This window comes from Brevundimonas sp., assembly GCF_041648615.1.
In the GTDB taxonomy this organism is placed as follows: Bacteria; Pseudomonadota; Alphaproteobacteria; order Caulobacterales; family Caulobacteraceae; genus Brevundimonas.
In genome coordinates this window covers 55,275-72,196 of the sequence record NZ_JBAZOS010000009.1, presented here as the reverse complement: position 1 = coordinate 72,196, position 16,922 = coordinate 55,275, and the positions used below count along the sequence as shown (strand labels likewise).

The following is a 16,922-nucleotide window of genomic DNA, read 5'->3' as shown; positions in this document are numbered from 1 at the left end:
GACCCCGCCCCGGCCCACGCCGCCGCGCGCCCAGCCGACCCCGCCCCGCCCGACCCCGCCGCGCCGCGAGGAGACGCTGGATCTGGACTCTCTCGCCGGCCCGCCACGACCCGCGACCCGACCGGGTACGCGCCCGGCGACGGGCCAGCAGGGAAGGGGTTCGGCGCCCCGCGCGACCGGCCCGCAGATCACGGCCATTTTCAATCAGGTCTATCCGAACTGGATTCTGCCCTGCGACATCCCGGGGGCGCGGGACCTGCGCATCCAGATGGACGTGACGCTGGACGATCGCGGCCGCATCACCTCGGGGCCGACGCTGATCGGCGCCCGCTCCGACCCGGTCTGGCGCGCCGCGGCCGACGGTGCGGTGCGGGCGATCCGTCAGTCGGCGCCGTTCGACGTGCCTCAAGGCTTCGAAGGCGGCTCCTTCCGCCCGACCTTCGTGACGGAACGGGCCTGCGCTAATCGCTGACCAGGCATGACGGGGCCTGAAAGTCGCCCCAATCACGGCCATGCTGGCCTTCTGCGCCCGGTCTGGCGATAAGGACCGGCGTACGTCTGAACTGCGGGAGCCCCTGATGCGATTGAACCGACTTCTGGCGAGCGTCGCCCTCGTGGCGCTGGCGGCGACCTCGGTCACGGCGCAGACCCCGCCTCCGCAATCCACAGACCCCGTCGAGGTCGAGATCGATCAGGGCGTGCTGCGCCCGCTGCAGATCGCCGTCGCTGATTTCGACGGCCGGAGCGGCGCCGACCTCAGCGGCGTCATCCGCGCCGACCTGCGCCGTTCCGGCTATTTCGAGCCGATGGACCCGGCCAGCTTCGTCGAGACCGGCCTGACCCTGGCCAATGCGCCCAACTTTCCGCAGTGGACCTCGATCGGCGCCCAGGCGGTGCTGTATGGCGCGGTGACGCCCCGGCCCGACGGTCGCAACGATTTCGGCTTCCGCCTGTACGATCCCTACCGCCAGTGTCAGCTGGCCTCCTACCAGTTCACCGCCACGCCCGAGCAATGGCGCCGCATCGGCCACAAGATCGCCGACCTGATCTATCAGCGGATGACCGGCGAAACCGGCCTGTTCGACAGCCGCGTGATCTTCGTCTCCGAGAGCGGCACCCAGCTGAACCGTCTGTCGCGCCTGACCATCTCGGACCAGGACGGGTTCGACCCCGTCTATCTGACCGGGGGCGAAGAGATCATCATGTCGCCGCGCTTCTCGCTGAGCGACCCCAACGAGATCACCTATGTGGCGCTGGGCAAGGACTACAGCCGCATCTACCTGTACAATCTGTCGACCGGCCGCCGCGAAAGCCTCGGCGAGTTCGACGGCCAGGTGCTGGCCCCGCGCTTCTCGAACGACGGGTCGCAGATGGCCTTCTCGATCATCCGCGGCGGCAACACCGACGTCTATGTGATGGACCTGTCCAGCCGTCAGGTGCGACGCCTGACCTCGGACCCCGGCATCGACACCTCGCCGTCCTTCAGCCCGGACAACAGCCAGATCGTCTTCACCTCGGACCGGTCCGGCAGCGCCCGCCTCTACGTCATGCGCGCCGACGGCACGGGCCAGCGCGCCATCGCCCGCGGCGGCGGCCTGTACACCGCTCCCAACTGGAGCCCGCGCGGCGACCTGATCGCCTTCACCAAACAGGGCGGCGGGCGGTTCTCGACCGGCGTCATGCGGCCCGACGGCTCGGGCGAGCGCATCCTGTCGTCGAGCTATTTCGAGGAGGGGCCGTCCTGGGCCCCGAACGGCCGCTACATCATGTTCGCGCGCCAGAGCCCCGGCGGCGACACCCGGCTGTGGACCGTCGACCTGTCCGGCCGGGTGGTGTCCCAGGCCGGCTATAACGGACGCGGCTCGGACCCGGCGTGGTCGCCGCTGCTGGACGAACAGCCCTCCAACCTCGGCGGCGGGGGCCCGGACGGCTGCCCGACCTGATCATGAAGCGGAGCCCCGTGGCTCAAACGCGCGTTATCGCGACTGGCGAAACCGGTGGCGTGTCAGTACCAACCCTTTAAAGCCAAGCTCGAGGCCCAGGCCTCACCTGAAGGAGACGACCCGATGATGAAGCCCTCGACCCTGGTCCGTCTGGCCGCCGTCGGCCTGGCCGTGACCGCCATCGCCGCCTGCACCCCGCGCCGCCCCGCCGCTTCCGCCGCCGGCGAGACCACGCCGCCCGCCGGCAACGACCAGTACAATGACAACAGCGCCGCGCCGATCACCGGCGGCGCCGTCGGCGCGCCCGCCCCGGGCTCCGAGCAGGACTTCGTCGTCAACGTCGGCGACCGGGTCTATTTCGACCTCGACAGCTATCAGCTGCGTTCGGAAGTCTATCCGCGCATGGACGCCCAGGTCGCCTGGCTGCAGCGCTATCCGAACGTGACCGTCCGCATCGAGGGCAACGCCGACGAACGCGGCACCCGCGAGTACAACCTGGCCCTCGGCGCCCGCCGCGCTGAATCGGTCCGCGCCTATCTGGTCGAGCGCGGCGTCAACGCCGGCCGCATCGACACCATCAGCTACGGCAAGGAGCGGCCCATCGCCGCCGGCTCGACCGAGGAAGCCTTCGCCCGCAACCGCAACGCCCACACCGCCATCGTCTCGGGCGCGTCGCGCTAAACGACTGCTCCTCCCCGCTGTCGCGGCGGGGAGGAGACCTTGAACCAGCCCCGAAGGGGTGGGACGACACCGATCATGCTGAAGCTGCCCGCCGCCCTCCGTTCGCGCAACGCCCTGGTCTCGGTCCTCGGCGTGATCCTGATCGCCGGGACCACCACGGTCGTGGCCCAGACCGCGCCGCTGGAGCCGATCCAGTGGGACAAGCGCCGCCTCGAACAGCTGGATCGCAACGTCCGCCGCCTCGAGCGCGCCGTGACCCAGCGCAACGCCGCCGGACAGCCCGTCATCATCGAGCCCGACGCCGAGGTCGTGGCGCTTCAGGGCCGGGTCGGCCTGATGGACCGCCGCCTGTCCGACCTGGAGGCCACGGTCCAGCGGGTGAACGGCGATCTGGAGCGGCTGACCTTCCAGCTGGACGAGGCCACGCGCGACAACACGGCCCTCAGCACCCGCGTCCGCGACGCCGAGGGCCGCATCCGGGCCATGGAGGCCGCCGCCGCCCGCGAGGCCGAGCTCAACGCCCCCATTCCGACGACCTCCCCGACCGGCGACGCCGCCCGCGACCTGACCGCCGCCGCCCGTCTGGCGGCGACGGACCCGGCCCGCGGCGACCGCGCCCTGCAGACCGTCATCGCCGCCTGGCCCGACACGCCCCAGGCGCAGGAGGCCTCGAGCCGCCTCGGCGATCTGCGCGTCTCGGCCGGCGACCACGCCGGGGCCGTCTCGGCCTACGCCGCCGCCCTGCGCGGCTGGCCGACCGCGCCCTGGGCCCCGGCGACGACGCTGGAACTGGCCAACGCCCTGAACGCCACCGACCGCAAGACCCAGGCCTGCACCGCCCTGACCGAGTTCACCCGTCGCTACGCCGAGGCCGCGACCCCGGCCGTCCGCACCCGCGCGACCGAGGCGCGGACCCGCATCGGCTGCGCCGCCCCCGCGGCGACGCCGGCCCGGCGGCCGGGCTGAGCCGGACCGACGACGACTGGACCGGGCCGGTCCGGGCCCGCCTGTCCGCCCGGCTGGAGCGCAACGTCGATCATCCGCTGGGTCTCGCCCTGTCCGGCGGCGGCGACTCCATCGCCCTGCTGCACGTCGCCGCCGGCTGGGCGAGGGCGAATGGCCGGCGCCTGCTGGCCCTGACCGTCGACCACGGCCTGAGCCCCGACAGCGCCGCCTGGACCGCCTTCGCCGAACAGGCGGCGCGAGACGCCGGGGCCGACTGGCGCGGTTTGACCTGGCGGGGGCTCAAGCCCGCCGCCGGCCTGCCCGCCGCCGCCCGCCGCGCCCGCCACGCCCTGATCGCCGCCGCCGCCCGCGAAGCTGGGGCCCGGATCGTCCTGTTCGCCCACACCGCCGACGACATCGCCGAGGCCGGGCTGATGCGGGCCGGGGGCTCGACCCTCGGCCGCCTCCGCGACTGGGCCCCGTCGCCGGCCTGGCCAGAGGGCCGGGGGCTGATGCTGTTGCGTCCGATGCTGGACGCCGGTCGGGCGGAGGTCCGCGACTGGCTGACGGGGCGCGGCGCCAGCTGGATCGACGACCCGGCCAATGAGGATCCGAAATATGCGAGGAGCCGGGCGCGCGCTTCCCTTCTCCCCGTGGGTGGAGGAGGCGCGCATCGCGAGACGACGAGAGATGGCGCGCCGCGCCCGGACGACGGCTGCGCCGCCGTGCGCTCAAGCCCTCTCCCGACGGGAGAGGGGTGGTTCCAGCTGCCCCGTGACATCGACGCCCAAGCCCTCGCCGCCGCCCTCGTCTGCGTCGGCGGCGGTGACCGTCCCCCGCGGGGCGACCGCCTGTTCGGCCTCTTAGCCCGCCTTCGCTCGGGCGAAGCCTTCACCGCCACCCTCTGCGGCGCCCGCATCGAGCCCGGCGCCGCCGGCGTGCTCCTGACCCGCGAGCCCGGCGAACTGAACCGCCGTCCGCCGCCGCCCCTGCCGCTGTCGCCCGGCGTCGAGGCCGTCTGGGACGGGCGCTGGGCGATCACCGCCGACGAGCCCGGCTGGTCCGTGGTCCCCGCCGGCGGCCGCAGGACGGCCCTGTCCGACGCGGACCGGGCGGCGCTGAAGGCCCTGCCGCCCGCAGCGCGCGGCGGCTGGCCTGTCCTGATCCGGAACGGCGGCGGCGCCCCGGTTCTTGCACAGACGGCGGCGCGGACGCGGTCCCTGATCGAACAGAGACTGGCGCTCGCGCTGGACCGAATGACGCACGAAAGGGACCTGGGCGCCGTCATCCATGGCGCAACGCCTCCGAACCCCCTATTTTCCTCCCGACATCAGTGACGGGGCGCGTCCGCGCCCGAGGAACGAGACGAGCATGAACCTGCGCAACCTGGCCTTCTGGGGCCTCATCATCCTGGGGGCGATGGCCGTCTATGTGGCGGTCAGCCGTCCGGGCGGCATCGCCGCCCCCGCCGGCGCCAAGGCCGCGGCGCAACAGCCGCAGGCGATGACCTATTCCGACCTGCTCAAGGCGCGCGACGCCGGCGACATCGCCGCCGTCGAGTCGCGCGGCGAGACCCTGAAGGCGACCCTGAAGGACAATCGGGTCGTCACCGTCACCACGCCCGTCCCCAACGGCGACCTGCTGAACAGCATCGCGGAATCGGGCGCCGTGGTCGACGCCAAGAGCACGCGCCAGTCGATCTGGGTCAGCGCCCTGATCGGCCTGCTGCCCTTCGTGCTGATCATCGGCCTGTGGATCCTGATCATGCGCCAGATGCAGGGCGGCGCGCGCGGGGCCATGGGCTTCGGCAAGTCCAAGGCCAAGCTGCTGACCGAGCACAAGGGCCGCAAGACCTTTGACGACGTCGCCGGCGTGGACGAGGCCAAGGAGGAGCTGCAGGAGGTCGTCGACTTCCTCAAGGACCCGGGCAAGTTCCAGAAACTGGGCGGCAAGATTCCCAAGGGCGCCCTGCTGGTCGGCCCTCCCGGCACCGGCAAGACGCTGCTGGCCCGCGCCGTGGCGGGCGAGGCGGGCGTGCCCTTCTTCTCGATCTCGGGCTCCGACTTCGTCGAGATGTTCGTCGGCGTCGGCGCCAGCCGCGTCCGCGACATGTTCGAACAGGCCAAGAAGAACGCTCCCTGCATCATCTTCATCGACGAGATCGACGCCGTCGGCCGTCACCGCGGCGCCGGCCTCGGCGGCGGCAATGACGAGCGCGAACAGACGCTGAACCAGCTGCTGGTCGAGATGGACGGCTTCGAGGCCAATGAGGGCATCATCCTGATCGCCGCCACCAACCGTCCCGACGTGCTGGACCCGGCCCTGCTGCGTCCGGGCCGCTTCGACCGTCAGGTCGTGGTGCCCAATCCGGACGTCAACGGCCGCGAGAAAATCCTGCGCGTCCACATGAAGGACGTGCCCCTGGCCTCGGACGTGGTGGTCAAGACCATCGCCCGCGGCACCCCCGGCTTCTCCGGCGCCGACCTGGCCAACCTCGTCAACGAGGCGGCCCTGATGGCGGCCCGCAAGGACCGTCGCATGGTCACCCAGCGCGACTTCGAGGACGCCAAGGACAAGGTCATGATGGGCGCCGAGCGCAAATCCATGGCCATGAACGAGGAAGAGCGCCGCCTGACCGCCTATCACGAGGGCGGCCACGCCATCGTGGCCATGAACGTCAAGATGGCCGACCCCGTGCACAAGGCGACCATCGTCCCGCGCGGCCAGGCCCTGGGCATGGTCATGCAGCTGCCGGAAGGCGACCGCTACTCCATGAAATACCAGCAGATGGTCGATCGCATCGCCATCATGGCCGGCGGCCGCGTGGCCGAGGAGCTGATCTTCGGCAAGGAGAACATCACCTCGGGCGCCAGCTCCGACATCCAGCAGGCCTCGAAACTGGCCCGCCGCATGGTCACCCAGTGGGGCTTCTCGGACATCCTCGGCACCGTCGCCTATGGCGAGAACGAGCAGGAGGTCTTCCTCGGCCACTCGGTCGCGCGCAGCCAGAACGTCTCGGAAGAGACGGCCCGGATCATCGATTCCGAGGTCAAGCGCATCGTCGGCGCCGGCTGGGACGAGGCCCGCCAGATCCTGACCGACAAGGCCGGCGATCTGGAAACCCTGGCCCAGGCCCTGCTCGAATACGAGACCCTGTCCGGCCAGGAGATCAAGGACCTGCTGGAGAAGGGCCTCGCCCCCAACCGCGACGAGAGCAACTTCCCCAACGCCGGCCCGTCCGTCTCGGTGCCGATCACCCCGGTCTCCGACGGCGTGACCGTCGAGCCCGCCACGGTTCACTAGGCCCCCGTCTCCTCCCCACGCTTTGGGGAGGAGACGGGGCGCGTCGCTCCCGCCGACGCATCGCCGAGGCGGTGTCATAGCGAACAAGTTTGCATTATAAACAAGTCTGACGTACACGGTTCTCTCAACCGAGGGGAGGGCGTCATGTCGTCAGCTGAAATCCATCAAACCGACCGGCTGCACGGCCTGGACGCCCTGCGCGCCGCGGCCCTGCTGCTGGGCGTCGTGCTGCATGCCTCCATGTCCTATTTCCCGGTGACGATCTGGATCGTCCCGGACACCGACAACTCGCCGGTCGCCAGTGGCCTGTTCTTCGCCATCCACCTGTTCCGGATGACCGCCTTCTTCCTCATCGCGGGCCTGTTCGCCCACATGATGCTGCACCGCCGTGGAACGGGAGGCTTCATCAGGGACCGGCTGACCCGCATCGCCGGGCCGCTGGCCGCCTTCTGGTTCCCGGTGCTCGCCGCCATCATCGCCGTACTCATCTGGATGGCGGCCATCCGCAACGGCGGGACCATCCCGACCGACGGCCCGCCTCCGCCGGGGCTGACGGTCGCCACCTTCCCCCTCACCCATCTGTGGTTCCTGTGGGTGCTGCTGATCCTCTACGCCGCCCTGCTGATCCTGCGCGCGCCCTTCGCCGCCCTGGATCGGGACGGCGGCTGGGGCCGGGCCGTCGACCGCGTGACCGGCGCCCTGATCGGGCCGTGGACTCCGGCCGTGCTGGCCGCGCCTCTGGCGATCGCCCTCTGGCTGGCGCCCAACTGGATTCCCTTCTTCGGCATACCGACGCCCGACACCGGACTGGTCCCCAACGCCGCGGCCCTGACGGCCTTCGGGACCGCCTTCGGTCTCGGCGTCCTGCTGGACCGCCGCCGCGATCTGCTGGCCCGCGTCGAGCGGTTGTGGCCCGTGTTCACGATCGTGGCGTTCGGCGCGGGCGCGGCGGCCCTCGTCATGGTCGGCGGGCCGGTCCCGCAACTGGTCCCCGTGACCGACCCCGACCTGAAGGCGCCGCTGGCGGCGATCATGGCCTTCGCCGTCTTCGCCTCGACGTTCGCGGTCCTGTCGCTGGCCCTGCGTTTCGCCTCGGGCCGGAGCGCCGTCCGCCGCTACCTCGCCGACGCCTCCTACTGGGTCTACATCGTCCACCTGCCGCTGGTCGCGGTCGGTCAGGTGCTGGTGGTGAACGCGGCCTGGCCGTGGTTCGTCAAGCTGATCGTGGTCGTATCCGGGACCGTGACCATCAGCCTGCTGACCTATGAGCTGCTGATCCGCCACAGCTTCATGGGTCGCTGGCTGAACGGTCGCCGCATCCCCTGGCGGCGTCGCCCCGAGCCCGTCCTCGCCGCCGCCGAATAGCTTGCCAACATCCCCCGGCTCGTCCACGCCATGGCCGAGCCGGCCCCGGAGAATCGCCTCATGCCCGCCCCCGCCGCCAACACGTCCGCCAAGCCCCGCCTGCATTCGCCCGAGGACGATCTCGCCTTCATGCGTTCGATCGTCGAGGGCGGCGGCCGTCCCTCGCTGACCCTGGCGATCTGCTATCTCGCCGGCGGCCTGCTGTACGGCCTGCAGTGCCTGTTCCACGTCGGTCAGGCCACGGGCCTGATCCGCTGGCCCGATCTGGCCAACCTGGCCTTCGTCGTCGCCATCACCGTCGCCTTCCTGTCGGTCCTGACCTGGGCCATCCTCAAGGACCGCAAGGACGGCGGCGCCAACCGCGGGCCGATGGCGTCCCGCACCCTGAACGCCGCCTTCAGCGCCACCGGCATGGCCAACACCGCCGTGATCATCGTCTTCGGCGTCGGCGCGGTCCGGGATCAGGACTTCGCGGTCTGGCTCTATTACGCCGCCATCGTCTTCGCCCTCCAGGCCGCCGCCTGGTACATGGCCTGGACCCTGAAGCGGAAGGGCTGGATGCTGGCCACGGCCCTGGGCGGCTGGGCCACGGCCGTGGCCCTGGGCGTGCTGGTGCGCGAACCCCTGTGGTATCTCGGCGTCTGCACCGTGGCCCTGTTCCTGCTGTTCGCCCTGCCGGGCTGGATCCTGTTCCGCGACGCCCGCGCCGGATCGAAGGCGGCCTGAGCCATGGGTCTGGCCGATCTCGGACGGATCGACGACGTCATCCACGGCCGCATGCGGCTGGGGATCATGGTCTATCTGGCCGACGCCGAGGCCGCCGACTTCACCGAGCTGAAGACCGTGCTGGAGGCCACCCAGGGCAATCTGTCGGTGCATCTGAAGACGCTGGAGAAGGCGGGCTATGTCGCCATCGCCAAGAGCTTCCGTGACAACAAGCCCCTGACCCGGGTGTCGATCACGGCCGAGGGCCGCAAGGCCTTTTCGGCCTATCTCGAGGCGCTGGGGGCGCTGATCGGGAGCGGGACCGGATGAGCCGCCCGCGCGTCATGGGCATCGTCAATGTCACGCCGGACAGCTTCTCGGACGGCGGCTCGCTGGCGGACGCCGAGGCGGCGGTGGCGCACGGTCTGACCCTGGTCGGGCAGGGGGCGGACATCCTCGACATCGGCGGCGAAAGCACCCGGCCCGGCGCCGAACCGGTCGCGGCGGCGAATGAGATCGCCCGCGTCGTCCCCGTCATCGAAGGCCTGCGGGCCCGTTGGGACGGCCCGATCAGCATCGACACCATGAAGCCCGAGGTCGCCCGCGCCGCCGTCGCCGCCGGGGCGACGATGTGGAACGACGTGACCGCCCTCGGCCACGCCCCCGACAGTCTCGCGACCGCCGCCGAACTGGGCTGTGACGTGGTGTTGATGCACATGCGGGGCGAGCCGCGCACCATGCAGGCCGAGCCCCGCTACGACGACGTGGTCGCCGAGGTGACCGGCTGGCTGGTCGCCCGCGCCGGCGCCGCCCTGGCGGCGGGGGTGGCGCGCGAGCGGATCTGGCTCGACCCCGGCATCGGCTTCGGCAAGACGGCGGCGCACAATCTGGCCCTGACCGCGAACCTCGACCGGCTGGCCGCGGCCGGCTTCCCCGTTCTGTACGGGGCCAGCCGCAAACGGACGATCCGGTCGATCGACCCGACCGCGACCGATCCCCTGGACCGCCTCGGCGGCTCGCTGGCGCTGGCGCTGGAGGCGGCCCGGCGGGGCGCCGCGATCATCCGCGTCCACGACGTGCGCGAGACGGTGCAGGCGCTGGCCGTCCAGGCGGCGGTCGGATCGGCGATCCGCTGACTGAAATGCGGCTTGCCGAGTCGGCCGCGATTGGTCATCCAGCGCGGATGACCTCGCCCCTCGGACGCGTCCTGATCATCGCCGGCTCGGACTCAAGCGGGGGAGCCGGGGTGCAGGCCGACATCAAGGCGGTCACGGCCATGGGCGGCTACGCCGCCACGGCCATCACCGCGATCACGGTGCAGAACACCCTCGGCGTCCACGGTGTCTATCCGCTGCCGCTGGAGCTGATCGAGGCCCAGGCGCGGGCCGTGCTGGACGATATCGGCGCGGACGCGATCAAGACCGGCATGCTGGGCTCGCGCGAGGTGGTCGAGCGGGTCGCCGCCATTCTGGACAGCTGCGACGTTCCGGCGGTGGTCGATCCGGTCATGGTGGCCAAGGGCGGCCAGAGCCTGCTGGCCGACGACGCCATATCGGCGGTCAAGGCGCTGATGATTCCCCGCGCCGCCCTGCTGACGCCCAATGCCCCCGAGGCCGAGGCCCTGACCGGCCTCGACGTCGCCGACCTCGACGGCCAGCGCCGGGCCGGCGAATTCCTGCTGGGCCTGGGCGCGCGGGCGGTGCTGATGAAGGGCGGCCACATCGCCGGCGATACGGTCGTCGACGTGCTGGTCACCCCGACCGGCGAGACCCTGCTGGAAGGGCCGCGTGTGGAGACCCGCCACACCCACGGCACCGGCTGCACCCTGGCCAGCGCCTGCGCCGCCGGGCTGGCGAAGGGGTTGCCGCTGGAAGCCGCCGTGGCCGAGGCCTGGGCCTATGTCGCCGAGGCCATCCGCCGGGCTCCGGGGTTGGGGGCAGGGCACGGTCCGCTGGACCACGGCTGGCCGCTGAGGCGCGACCAATGAACGATCTGAACGCGCCTCTGGTCGAGATCGTCCGCGCCGACGCGGACCTGATGCATGTCCTGACGACGCTGCGGGGGCTGGGCCTGCCCGACTGGCGGGTGTTTTCGGGGGCCGTCTATCAGGGGGCCTGGAACGCCGTGACGGGCCGTCCGGCCGGCTACGGGATCAAGGACTACGACCTCGGCTATTTCGATCCCGACACCAGCTGGGACGCGGAGGATGACGTCATCAGGCGCGTCGCCGCGGCCTTCGAGCCGCCGTTCCGCGACATGGTCGAGGTGCGCAACCAGGCGCGGGTGCACCTGTGGTTCCATGATCGCTTCGGCGAGGATTACGAGGCCCTGACCGGCACGGACGAGGCCCTGTCCCGCTTCGTCGCCCCGGCGTTCGCCGTCGGGGTGCGGCTGGAGGATGACGACGCCATCAGCATCGCCGCGCCGTTCGGACTGGAGGACGTGTTCGCCATGGTGCTGCGGCCCAATCCGGTGCGCGGGCCGGCCAGGGGCTGGCTCCGGGCGGTCGAGAGCGCCCGGGCGCGCTGGCCCGAACTGACCGTCGTCCAGCCGGAAGAAGACTGATGCGCCAGTGGACCGTGGACGCCTTCGCCGGCGAACCCTTCAGGGGCAATCCGGCCTGCGTGGTCGAAGCGTTCGACCGGTGGCCCTCCGACGACTGGATGCAGGCGCTGGCGAAGGAGAACAACCAGGCCGAGACGGCCTTCCTCCTGAGAACAGGGAACCCGGCCCGCTTCGGCCTGCGCTGGTTCACGCCGGCGATGGAGGTGGACCTGTGCGGTCACGCCACGCTCGCTTCGGCCCATGTGCTGTTGAGCGAGACGGGGCTTCAGGCGCCGTCGCTGACCTTCGACACCCGCTCGGGCCCTCTGATCGTCCGGGCGACGGCCTCCGGCTACGAAATGGACTTCCCGGCCGATCCGCCCCGCCGATGCGCCGTTCCCGCCGGCCTGGGCGAGGCGCTGGGGGTCGCGCCGGTCGAGGTCTGGGCGGGCCGCTATCTGGTCGCCGTTCTGGCCGACGCCGCGGCGGTGCATGCGGTTTCGCCGGACATCCGCGCCCTGGCGTCGATCCGGGGCGAGGCGGGCGAGACGGGACAGGTGATCGTCTGCGCCCTGGCCGATCCGGCCGACGATGTGGACGTGATCGATCGCTTTTTCGCCCCGGGCTGCGGCGTGGACGAGGATCCGGCGACGGGATCGGCCCACTGCATCCTGGCGCCCCTGTACGCGGACAGGCTGCACCGCGGGACAGTGCGGTTCCGCCAGGTTTTCCCCGGTCGGGGCGGAGATATCGAGGCCGAGGTTCGGGGTGATCGCGTCCTTCTTCGCGGTCAGGCCACGACCGTGGTCGAGAGCCGGCTGCGACTGACCGCACGGGAAAAGGGCGCAACCCTTGCGGATCGCGCCCCCGGACCTCCGGAGAGGGAGGTCAGGCCCTAGTGACGACGGTTGTCGTTGTCGCGGCGTTCGGTGCGCACCTGGACCGACAGGCGGTCGTAGCGGCGGTCCAGTTCGATGCGTTCGCGGGCCGACAGGCCGCCGCGCATATAGCCGGCTTCAAGCCGGACCAGCTGGTTCAGCTCGGAGCGAAGACGCAGCGCTTCCCGACGGCTCAGCTGGCGATTGCGCTCGCCCTGGTCGATGCGGCGGTCCAGCTGGTATTTGCGCTGGGAGATCGACTGCCAGCCGCCGCGGTTGTCCCGCTCGTAGCGGTCGCCGCGATCGCCGCGATGCTCCTGCTCGTAACGCCCGCCGCGATCATCGCGGTGCTGGGGGCCGTAATTCTGGGCCATGGCCGGGACCGCGATGGAGGCCGCGGCCAGGGCGATGGCGGGGATGAGAAACTTCTTCATCTGTCGTCTCCTTGGCGGTTCGACGCGGACCGGGCGGCCGGCGTTGAGACGGAGAAACCATTTCCCGCGTGAGCCCGGCCTGAACGGCTTGCGTCAGCTTCCATTCATCGGCGTGAAATCGCCGTAACACGCATCCGCATCCTCCCCGGCGCCCTGGCGAAAGGCGCGCGAGACGCGGCGCGATCGGTAAAATATGTCTATGCTCGCCGTTCAGCCCGCGTTCAGAGCCTGAGGCCTAGACCCCTTTCCATGATCCGTTTCTCCGCCCTAGGACTCGCCGCCCTGATCGCCGCCGCGCCCCTGTCGCAGGCGGTCGCGCAGGATCGCGGTCAGCGCGGCGAACGCGATCGTCCCCCGCGCGAGCAACAGGACGAACGCCCCCGGGTCAGCGTCGGCGAGGCTGTCCAGCGCGCCTCCGCCGGCCGGCCGGGCCGCTTCCTCGGCGCGAGCGATCGCGGCGGAACCATCGTGGTGCGCTGGGAGTATCCCGGCGGCCGCATCGCCGACATCATGGTTGACGGCCGCACCGGCCGCGTCATCGGAGAACGCTGAATGCGCGTGCTGCTTGTCGAGGACGACGTTGACCTGTCGCGCCAGCTGAAACTGGCCCTGGGCGACGCCGGCTATGCCGTCGATCACGCCGCGGACGGCGAGGAAGCCCATTTCCTCGGCGACACCGAACCCTATGACGTGGTGGTGCTGGACCTGGGTCTGCCCAAGATCGACGGGGTCTCGGTGCTGGAGCGCTGGCGTCGCGACGGTAAGACCACGCCGGTGCTGATTCTGACCGCGCGCGGCGCCTGGTCCGACAAGGTGTCGGGCTTCGACGCCGGCGCCGACGACTATCTGACCAAGCCCTTCCACACCGAGGAGCTGCTGGCCCGCCTGCGGGCCTTGCTGCGGCGCTCGGCCGGCATCGCCTCGGCGACGCTGTCGTGCGGCGGACTGCGACTGGACCCGCGGGCGGCCCGGGCCACGGTCAATGGCGAGCCCCTGCGGCTGACCTCCCTGGAATACCGGCTGCTTCACTATCTGATGATGCATCAGGGCCGGGTCATCAGCCGCACCGAGCTGGTCGAGCACCTGTACGATCAGGACTTCGACCGCGATTCCAACACCATCGAGGTGTTCGTCGGCCGTCTGCGCAAGAAAATCGGTCCCGACCGGATCGAAACGGTGCGCGGCCTCGGCTATCGCCTGACGCCTCTGGCCGGGGAGTCCGAGGGGGCGTGACCGAAGAGGCGGGGGGCGACGCGGATCTGACGGCTGACAGGACCTGGGGTCGCTGGTTCGGGCGCCCGGGGCGCAGCCTGACGCGGCGCCTGATCTGGCTCGCCTCGGCCTGGATCGTCATCGCCCTGGTGCTGACCGGCTGGATGCTGACGTCCCAATACCAGGAATCCGCGCTGCGCCGCCTGGGCAACATGCTGGCCGACACCATAGACGAGGTGGTGGTCGCGACCAATGCGACGCCCGACAGCGTCGTCGTCGCGGCCATCCCGGACGCCCAGACCGACCGCGCCCTGTCCGGCGAATACTGGGCCGTCGCCGAACTGGATGGCGACGACGGCCTGCGCTTCATCGCTGGCTCGCCCTCGCTGGCGGGGGAACAGCTGGCCGTCCCGCGCGACCTTCCGCGCCGGCTGCGCGCCGCGTCGGGAACCACCATCAGCTACAACGATCCCGGCTTCCTGCATCCGCCGCTGCGCCAGCCGTTGCGCGTGGCGGCCAGCCTGAAATCCCTGCCGGGCCGCAGCGAGCCCCTGGTCTTCATGGCCGCGGTCGACCGGACCAATATCGAGAACGACACCCGCCAGTTCGCGACCTTCGCCTGGAGCGCCCTGCTGATCCTCGGCGCGGGTCTGGTGATCGCCGTCTTCCTTCAGGTCCAGATCGGCCTGCGGCCGCTGTTCGCGTTGCGCAACGAGATCGCCGACGTGCGCAAGGGCCGCATTGCCCGCATCGCCCGCAGCTATCCGCTCGAGATCCAGCCCCTCGCCGAACAGGTCAACCGGTTGCTCGACCAGAACCAGGAGACGGTCGAGCGCCAGCGCACCCATGTCGGCAACCTGGCGCACGCGCTGAAAACGCCGCTGTCGGTCATGCTGGCCGAGGCGGGCGACCAGCCCGGCCCCCTTCCCGACATGGTGCGCAAACAGACCGAGGTGATGAAGGCCCAGGTCGATCATCACCTGCGCCGCGCCCGCGCCGCGGCGCGCGCCCAGCTGCTCGGCGAACGCACCCCCATCGCCGAGGTCCTGGACGAGCTGGCCGTGATGCTGGAGCGGGTGTTCGCGACCAAGGGAGTCGAAATCGACTGGCGCGCGCCGGATGAGCTGGGCTTCCGCGGCGAGCGGCAGGACCTGCAGGAAATCCTCGGCAACCTGATCGAAAACGCCTGCAAATGGTCGAAGCGCCGGGTCCGCATCTCGGCCGGCCCGACCGGCCTGGGTCAGATGGTGGTCGTCGTCGAGGACGACGGCCCCGGCCTGCCCGCGGATCAGCGCGAGGCCGCCCTCGAGCGTGGCGCGCGGATGGACGAGACCACGCCGGGCTCGGGTCTGGGCCTGTCGATCGTGGTCGAGCTGACGCGGGCCTACGGCGGCCGGATCACCCTGGCCGACAGCGATCTGGGCGGGCTGAAAGTGCTGCTGGAATTGCCCGCCGCCGAGACCTGATTACGCCGCGCCGGACAGCCCTTGTTAACCCTGCCCGTGCAGTGTCGGGGACGGTCGGCGTTTTCGACCCGGGAATTGCTGAATGTCGGGGCTGACCGTCGCCCACAAAGTCGCGCTCGCCGCCATGCTGGAGCGGTGCCCCGACGCCATGCTCAAGACCGTGGCGTCCGCCGTCGCGCCTCTCGGGGGCGGTCGGGCGGCGGAACTGCGCATGATGCTGGCGGAGGAACAGCGCGACCGCGTGCGCCGCCAGTTCGTCATGGCCCCCCTGATTCCCATGTTCCGGGCCCGCGCCGACGGCGTCCAGGCCCTGACCTTCCCGCCGGCCGTTCTGGCCCGCCTGTGGAAGGTCGCCAGCAGCCGCGAACCTGATCTGCTGCCCCGCCTCGACGGCGATGAGCCGTCCGTCGTCGTCGCGAACCGGATCTGCCTGGCCGCCGCCACCGCGACGAGGGACCGGCCGGGCCTGATCTGGCCCGGGGGGGACGAGCCGGCGCGGCTGGCGGGTCTTGAGGATCTGGCGGCCTGCCTGGATCTGGCCCACATGGCGCGGCGCGGTCTGCCCTCGCTGGAAGTGTGGCTGAAGCGTCCGGACGGCGACCAGATCGCCGAGCTGCGGCTTCTGCTCAAGGATTGCGCCGGCATCCGCCTGGACGGCGCCCAGCGCGTGCTGGAAATGCTGTTCTCCCATCTGGACGACGCCGTCCTGATCCTGCGCATCGTCACCCAGACCTCGTGCGCGGTCGATCAGGAAGGCTTCCTCAGCGCTTCCGAACTGGCCGGCTTCGTCGACCGGCTGATCGCCGGCGTCGATCTGCGCGCGGCCCGGATCGCCGCCTTCAAGCCCGCCGCCGACATCGCCCAGGTCAAGGACGTCATCGCCGACCTGACCTGGTGCGCGAATGTGCTGGGCGAGCTGGACGTGACCCTGACGCTCAATCCGCAAAGCGCCTGGGGCAAGTCGGTGCGGGACGGCCGGGTGATGATCGCCGGTCGGCTGTCCGCGCTGTTGCGCGCGGCCGACAAGGCCGTGGACCAGGCCCTGCCGTGGGAACGGGTCCAGACCACGGGCCGAATGACCCGCAATGCGCCGCAACTCGACGCGCCCATCGACGGCGAGACCGTCCTGGCGGCGCGCAGCCTGCTGCGGCTCGTCGGTTCGGTCCGCGGTCCGGCCTCGACCTTCGGCTGCGAGGCCGATCGCAAGACCCTGGTCGAGGCCTTGACGGCGCGGCTGACGGACTATGCCGATCAGGTCCTGCGCATGATCAATGACGGCGAGGCGCCCGACGAGGCCCGGGCCATGAAGGTGATGGCCTTTACGGCCCAGTGCCTCGACCTGATCGCCGCGACGGACGCCGCCCGCACGGTGCGGCGTCGGGCCGCGGTCGCCGCAGCCCCCCCGGAGGGGCGCGGGGCCTCGTCGCGGGCCGCCTGATCGGCTAC

At 71.1% G+C, this 16,922-nt stretch carries 17 protein-coding genes and 1 pseudogene; 17 read left to right on the top strand and 1 reads right to left on the bottom strand.

Features of this window, described 5'->3' with window-relative positions:
- The 13 genes and pseudogenes from WC555_RS05895 to WC555_RS05835 all read left to right on the top strand — a co-directional run.
- Positions 1-472, top strand: a pseudogene (locus WC555_RS05895) (hypothetical protein); the annotation flags it as partial.
- 106 nt (positions 473-578) lie between these two features.
- Entirely contained in the window at positions 579-1,943 is a 1,365-nt protein-coding gene (tolB, locus tag WC555_RS05890) for a Tol-Pal system beta propeller repeat protein TolB (RefSeq protein WP_373252041.1), read from the top strand.
- Between the two features lie 126 nt (positions 1,944-2,069).
- Positions 2,070-2,624 carry a peptidoglycan-associated lipoprotein Pal gene (gene pal, locus WC555_RS05885; RefSeq protein WP_373252047.1) on the top strand — a complete coding sequence of 185 codons (555 nt, stop codon included), beginning with the start codon at positions 2,070-2,072 and terminating at the stop codon, positions 2,622-2,624.
- 75 nt (positions 2,625-2,699) lie between these two features.
- A complete protein-coding gene (locus WC555_RS05880) occupies positions 2,700-3,590 on the top strand; it encodes a tol-pal system YbgF family protein (RefSeq protein ID WP_373252038.1) in 891 nt (296 codons plus the stop codon).
- The gene (tilS, locus tag WC555_RS05875) at positions 3,587-4,906 is read left to right on the top strand and encodes a tRNA lysidine(34) synthetase TilS (RefSeq protein ID WP_373252045.1); all 1,320 of its coding nucleotides are present in this window, start codon (positions 3,587-3,589) and stop codon (positions 4,904-4,906) included. Before WC555_RS05880 ends, tilS begins: the two co-directional genes overlap by 4 nt.
- Positions 4,907-4,940: 34 nt before the next feature.
- On the top strand, positions 4,941-6,872 hold the full coding sequence (gene ftsH / locus WC555_RS05870) for an ATP-dependent zinc metalloprotease FtsH (RefSeq protein ID WP_373252036.1): 1,932 nt from the start codon (positions 4,941-4,943) through the stop codon (positions 6,870-6,872).
- A gap of 144 nt (positions 6,873-7,016) precedes the next feature.
- Entirely contained in the window at positions 7,017-8,237 is a 1,221-nt protein-coding gene (locus WC555_RS05865) for an acyltransferase family protein (protein ID WP_373252034.1), read from the top strand.
- Positions 8,238-8,297: 60 nt separating this feature from the next.
- On the top strand, positions 8,298-8,963 hold the full coding sequence (locus WC555_RS05860; RefSeq protein ID WP_373252032.1) for a hypothetical protein: 666 nt from the start codon (positions 8,298-8,300) through the stop codon (positions 8,961-8,963).
- A gap of 3 nt (positions 8,964-8,966) precedes the next feature.
- Positions 8,967-9,272 (top strand): winged helix-turn-helix domain-containing protein, encoded by a 306-nt coding sequence (locus tag WC555_RS05855; protein ID WP_373252030.1) that lies wholly within the window; start codon positions 8,967-8,969, stop codon positions 9,270-9,272.
- A complete protein-coding gene (gene folP, locus WC555_RS05850) occupies positions 9,269-10,078 on the top strand; it encodes a dihydropteroate synthase (RefSeq protein ID WP_373252028.1) in 810 nt (269 codons plus the stop codon). Before WC555_RS05855 ends, folP begins: the two co-directional genes overlap by 4 nt.
- 47 nt (positions 10,079-10,125) lie before the next feature.
- Complete coding sequence (gene thiD, locus WC555_RS05845) at positions 10,126-10,929, top strand: bifunctional hydroxymethylpyrimidine kinase/phosphomethylpyrimidine kinase (RefSeq protein WP_373252026.1); 804 nt, start codon at positions 10,126-10,128, stop codon at positions 10,927-10,929.
- Positions 10,926-11,507: a nucleotidyltransferase family protein gene (locus WC555_RS05840; protein ID WP_373252025.1), complete on the top strand. Its 582-nt coding sequence runs from the start codon at positions 10,926-10,928 to the stop codon at positions 11,505-11,507. Before thiD ends, WC555_RS05840 begins: the two co-directional genes overlap by 4 nt.
- The gene (locus tag WC555_RS05835) at positions 11,507-12,385 is read left to right on the top strand and encodes a PhzF family phenazine biosynthesis protein (RefSeq protein ID WP_373252023.1); all 879 of its coding nucleotides are present in this window, start codon (positions 11,507-11,509) and stop codon (positions 12,383-12,385) included. The genes WC555_RS05840 and WC555_RS05835 overlap by 1 nt, the downstream gene beginning before the upstream one ends.
- Here WC555_RS05835 and WC555_RS05830 read toward each other — a convergent pair.
- Positions 12,382-12,798 (bottom strand): hypothetical protein, encoded by a 417-nt coding sequence (locus tag WC555_RS05830; RefSeq protein ID WP_373252022.1) that lies wholly within the window; start codon positions 12,796-12,798, stop codon positions 12,382-12,384. The genes WC555_RS05835 and WC555_RS05830 overlap by 4 nt on opposite strands.
- Before the next feature lie 249 nt (positions 12,799-13,047).
- Between WC555_RS05830 and WC555_RS05825 the strand changes: the two genes are divergently transcribed.
- From WC555_RS05825 to WC555_RS05810, 4 genes are all read left to right on the top strand, one after another.
- Positions 13,048-13,350 (top strand): hypothetical protein, encoded by a 303-nt coding sequence (locus WC555_RS05825; RefSeq protein ID WP_373252020.1) that lies wholly within the window; start codon positions 13,048-13,050, stop codon positions 13,348-13,350.
- Complete coding sequence (locus WC555_RS05820; protein ID WP_292066275.1) at positions 13,351-14,031, top strand: response regulator transcription factor; 681 nt, start codon at positions 13,351-13,353, stop codon at positions 14,029-14,031. It abuts the gene before it with no gap.
- Positions 14,028-15,476 (top strand): sensor histidine kinase, encoded by a 1,449-nt coding sequence (locus tag WC555_RS05815; RefSeq protein ID WP_373252019.1) that lies wholly within the window; start codon positions 14,028-14,030, stop codon positions 15,474-15,476. The genes WC555_RS05820 and WC555_RS05815 overlap by 4 nt, the downstream gene beginning before the upstream one ends.
- Positions 15,477-15,558: 82 nt before the next feature.
- Entirely contained in the window at positions 15,559-16,914 is a 1,356-nt protein-coding gene (locus WC555_RS05810) for a hypothetical protein (protein WP_373252018.1), read from the top strand.
- The last annotated feature ends 8 nt before the right edge of the window (positions 16,915-16,922 follow it).

Bases quoted from the DNA above. Each gene is read 5' to 3' on its own strand.
- tolB (WP_373252041.1), top strand. From the start codon at position 579: ATGCGATTGAACCGACTTCTGGCGAGCGTCGCCCTCGTGGCGCTGGCG.
- pal (WP_373252047.1), top strand. From the start codon at position 2,070: ATGAAGCCCTCGACCCTGGTCCGTCTGGCCGCCGTCGGCCTGGCCGTG.
- WC555_RS05880 (WP_373252038.1), top strand. From the start codon at position 2,700: ATGCTGAAGCTGCCCGCCGCCCTCCGTTCGCGCAACGCCCTGGTCTCG.
- ftsH (WP_373252036.1), top strand. From the start codon at position 4,941: ATGAACCTGCGCAACCTGGCCTTCTGGGGCCTCATCATCCTGGGGGCG.
- WC555_RS05865 (WP_373252034.1), top strand. From the start codon at position 7,017: ATGTCGTCAGCTGAAATCCATCAAACCGACCGGCTGCACGGCCTGGAC.
- WC555_RS05860 (WP_373252032.1), top strand. From the start codon at position 8,298: ATGCCCGCCCCCGCCGCCAACACGTCCGCCAAGCCCCGCCTGCATTCG.
- WC555_RS05855 (WP_373252030.1), top strand. From the start codon at position 8,967: ATGGGTCTGGCCGATCTCGGACGGATCGACGACGTCATCCACGGCCGC.
- folP (WP_373252028.1), top strand. From the start codon at position 9,269: ATGAGCCGCCCGCGCGTCATGGGCATCGTCAATGTCACGCCGGACAGC.
- thiD (WP_373252026.1), top strand. From the start codon at position 10,126: ATGACCTCGCCCCTCGGACGCGTCCTGATCATCGCCGGCTCGGACTCA.
- WC555_RS05840 (WP_373252025.1), top strand. From the start codon at position 10,926: ATGAACGATCTGAACGCGCCTCTGGTCGAGATCGTCCGCGCCGACGCG.
- WC555_RS05835 (WP_373252023.1), top strand. From the start codon at position 11,507: ATGCGCCAGTGGACCGTGGACGCCTTCGCCGGCGAACCCTTCAGGGGC.
- WC555_RS05830 (WP_373252022.1), bottom strand. From the start codon at position 12,798: ATGAAGAAGTTTCTCATCCCCGCCATCGCCCTGGCCGCGGCCTCCATC.
- WC555_RS05825 (WP_373252020.1), top strand. From the start codon at position 13,048: ATGATCCGTTTCTCCGCCCTAGGACTCGCCGCCCTGATCGCCGCCGCG.
- WC555_RS05820 (WP_292066275.1), top strand. From the start codon at position 13,351: ATGCGCGTGCTGCTTGTCGAGGACGACGTTGACCTGTCGCGCCAGCTG.
- WC555_RS05810 (WP_373252018.1), top strand. From the start codon at position 15,559: ATGTCGGGGCTGACCGTCGCCCACAAAGTCGCGCTCGCCGCCATGCTG.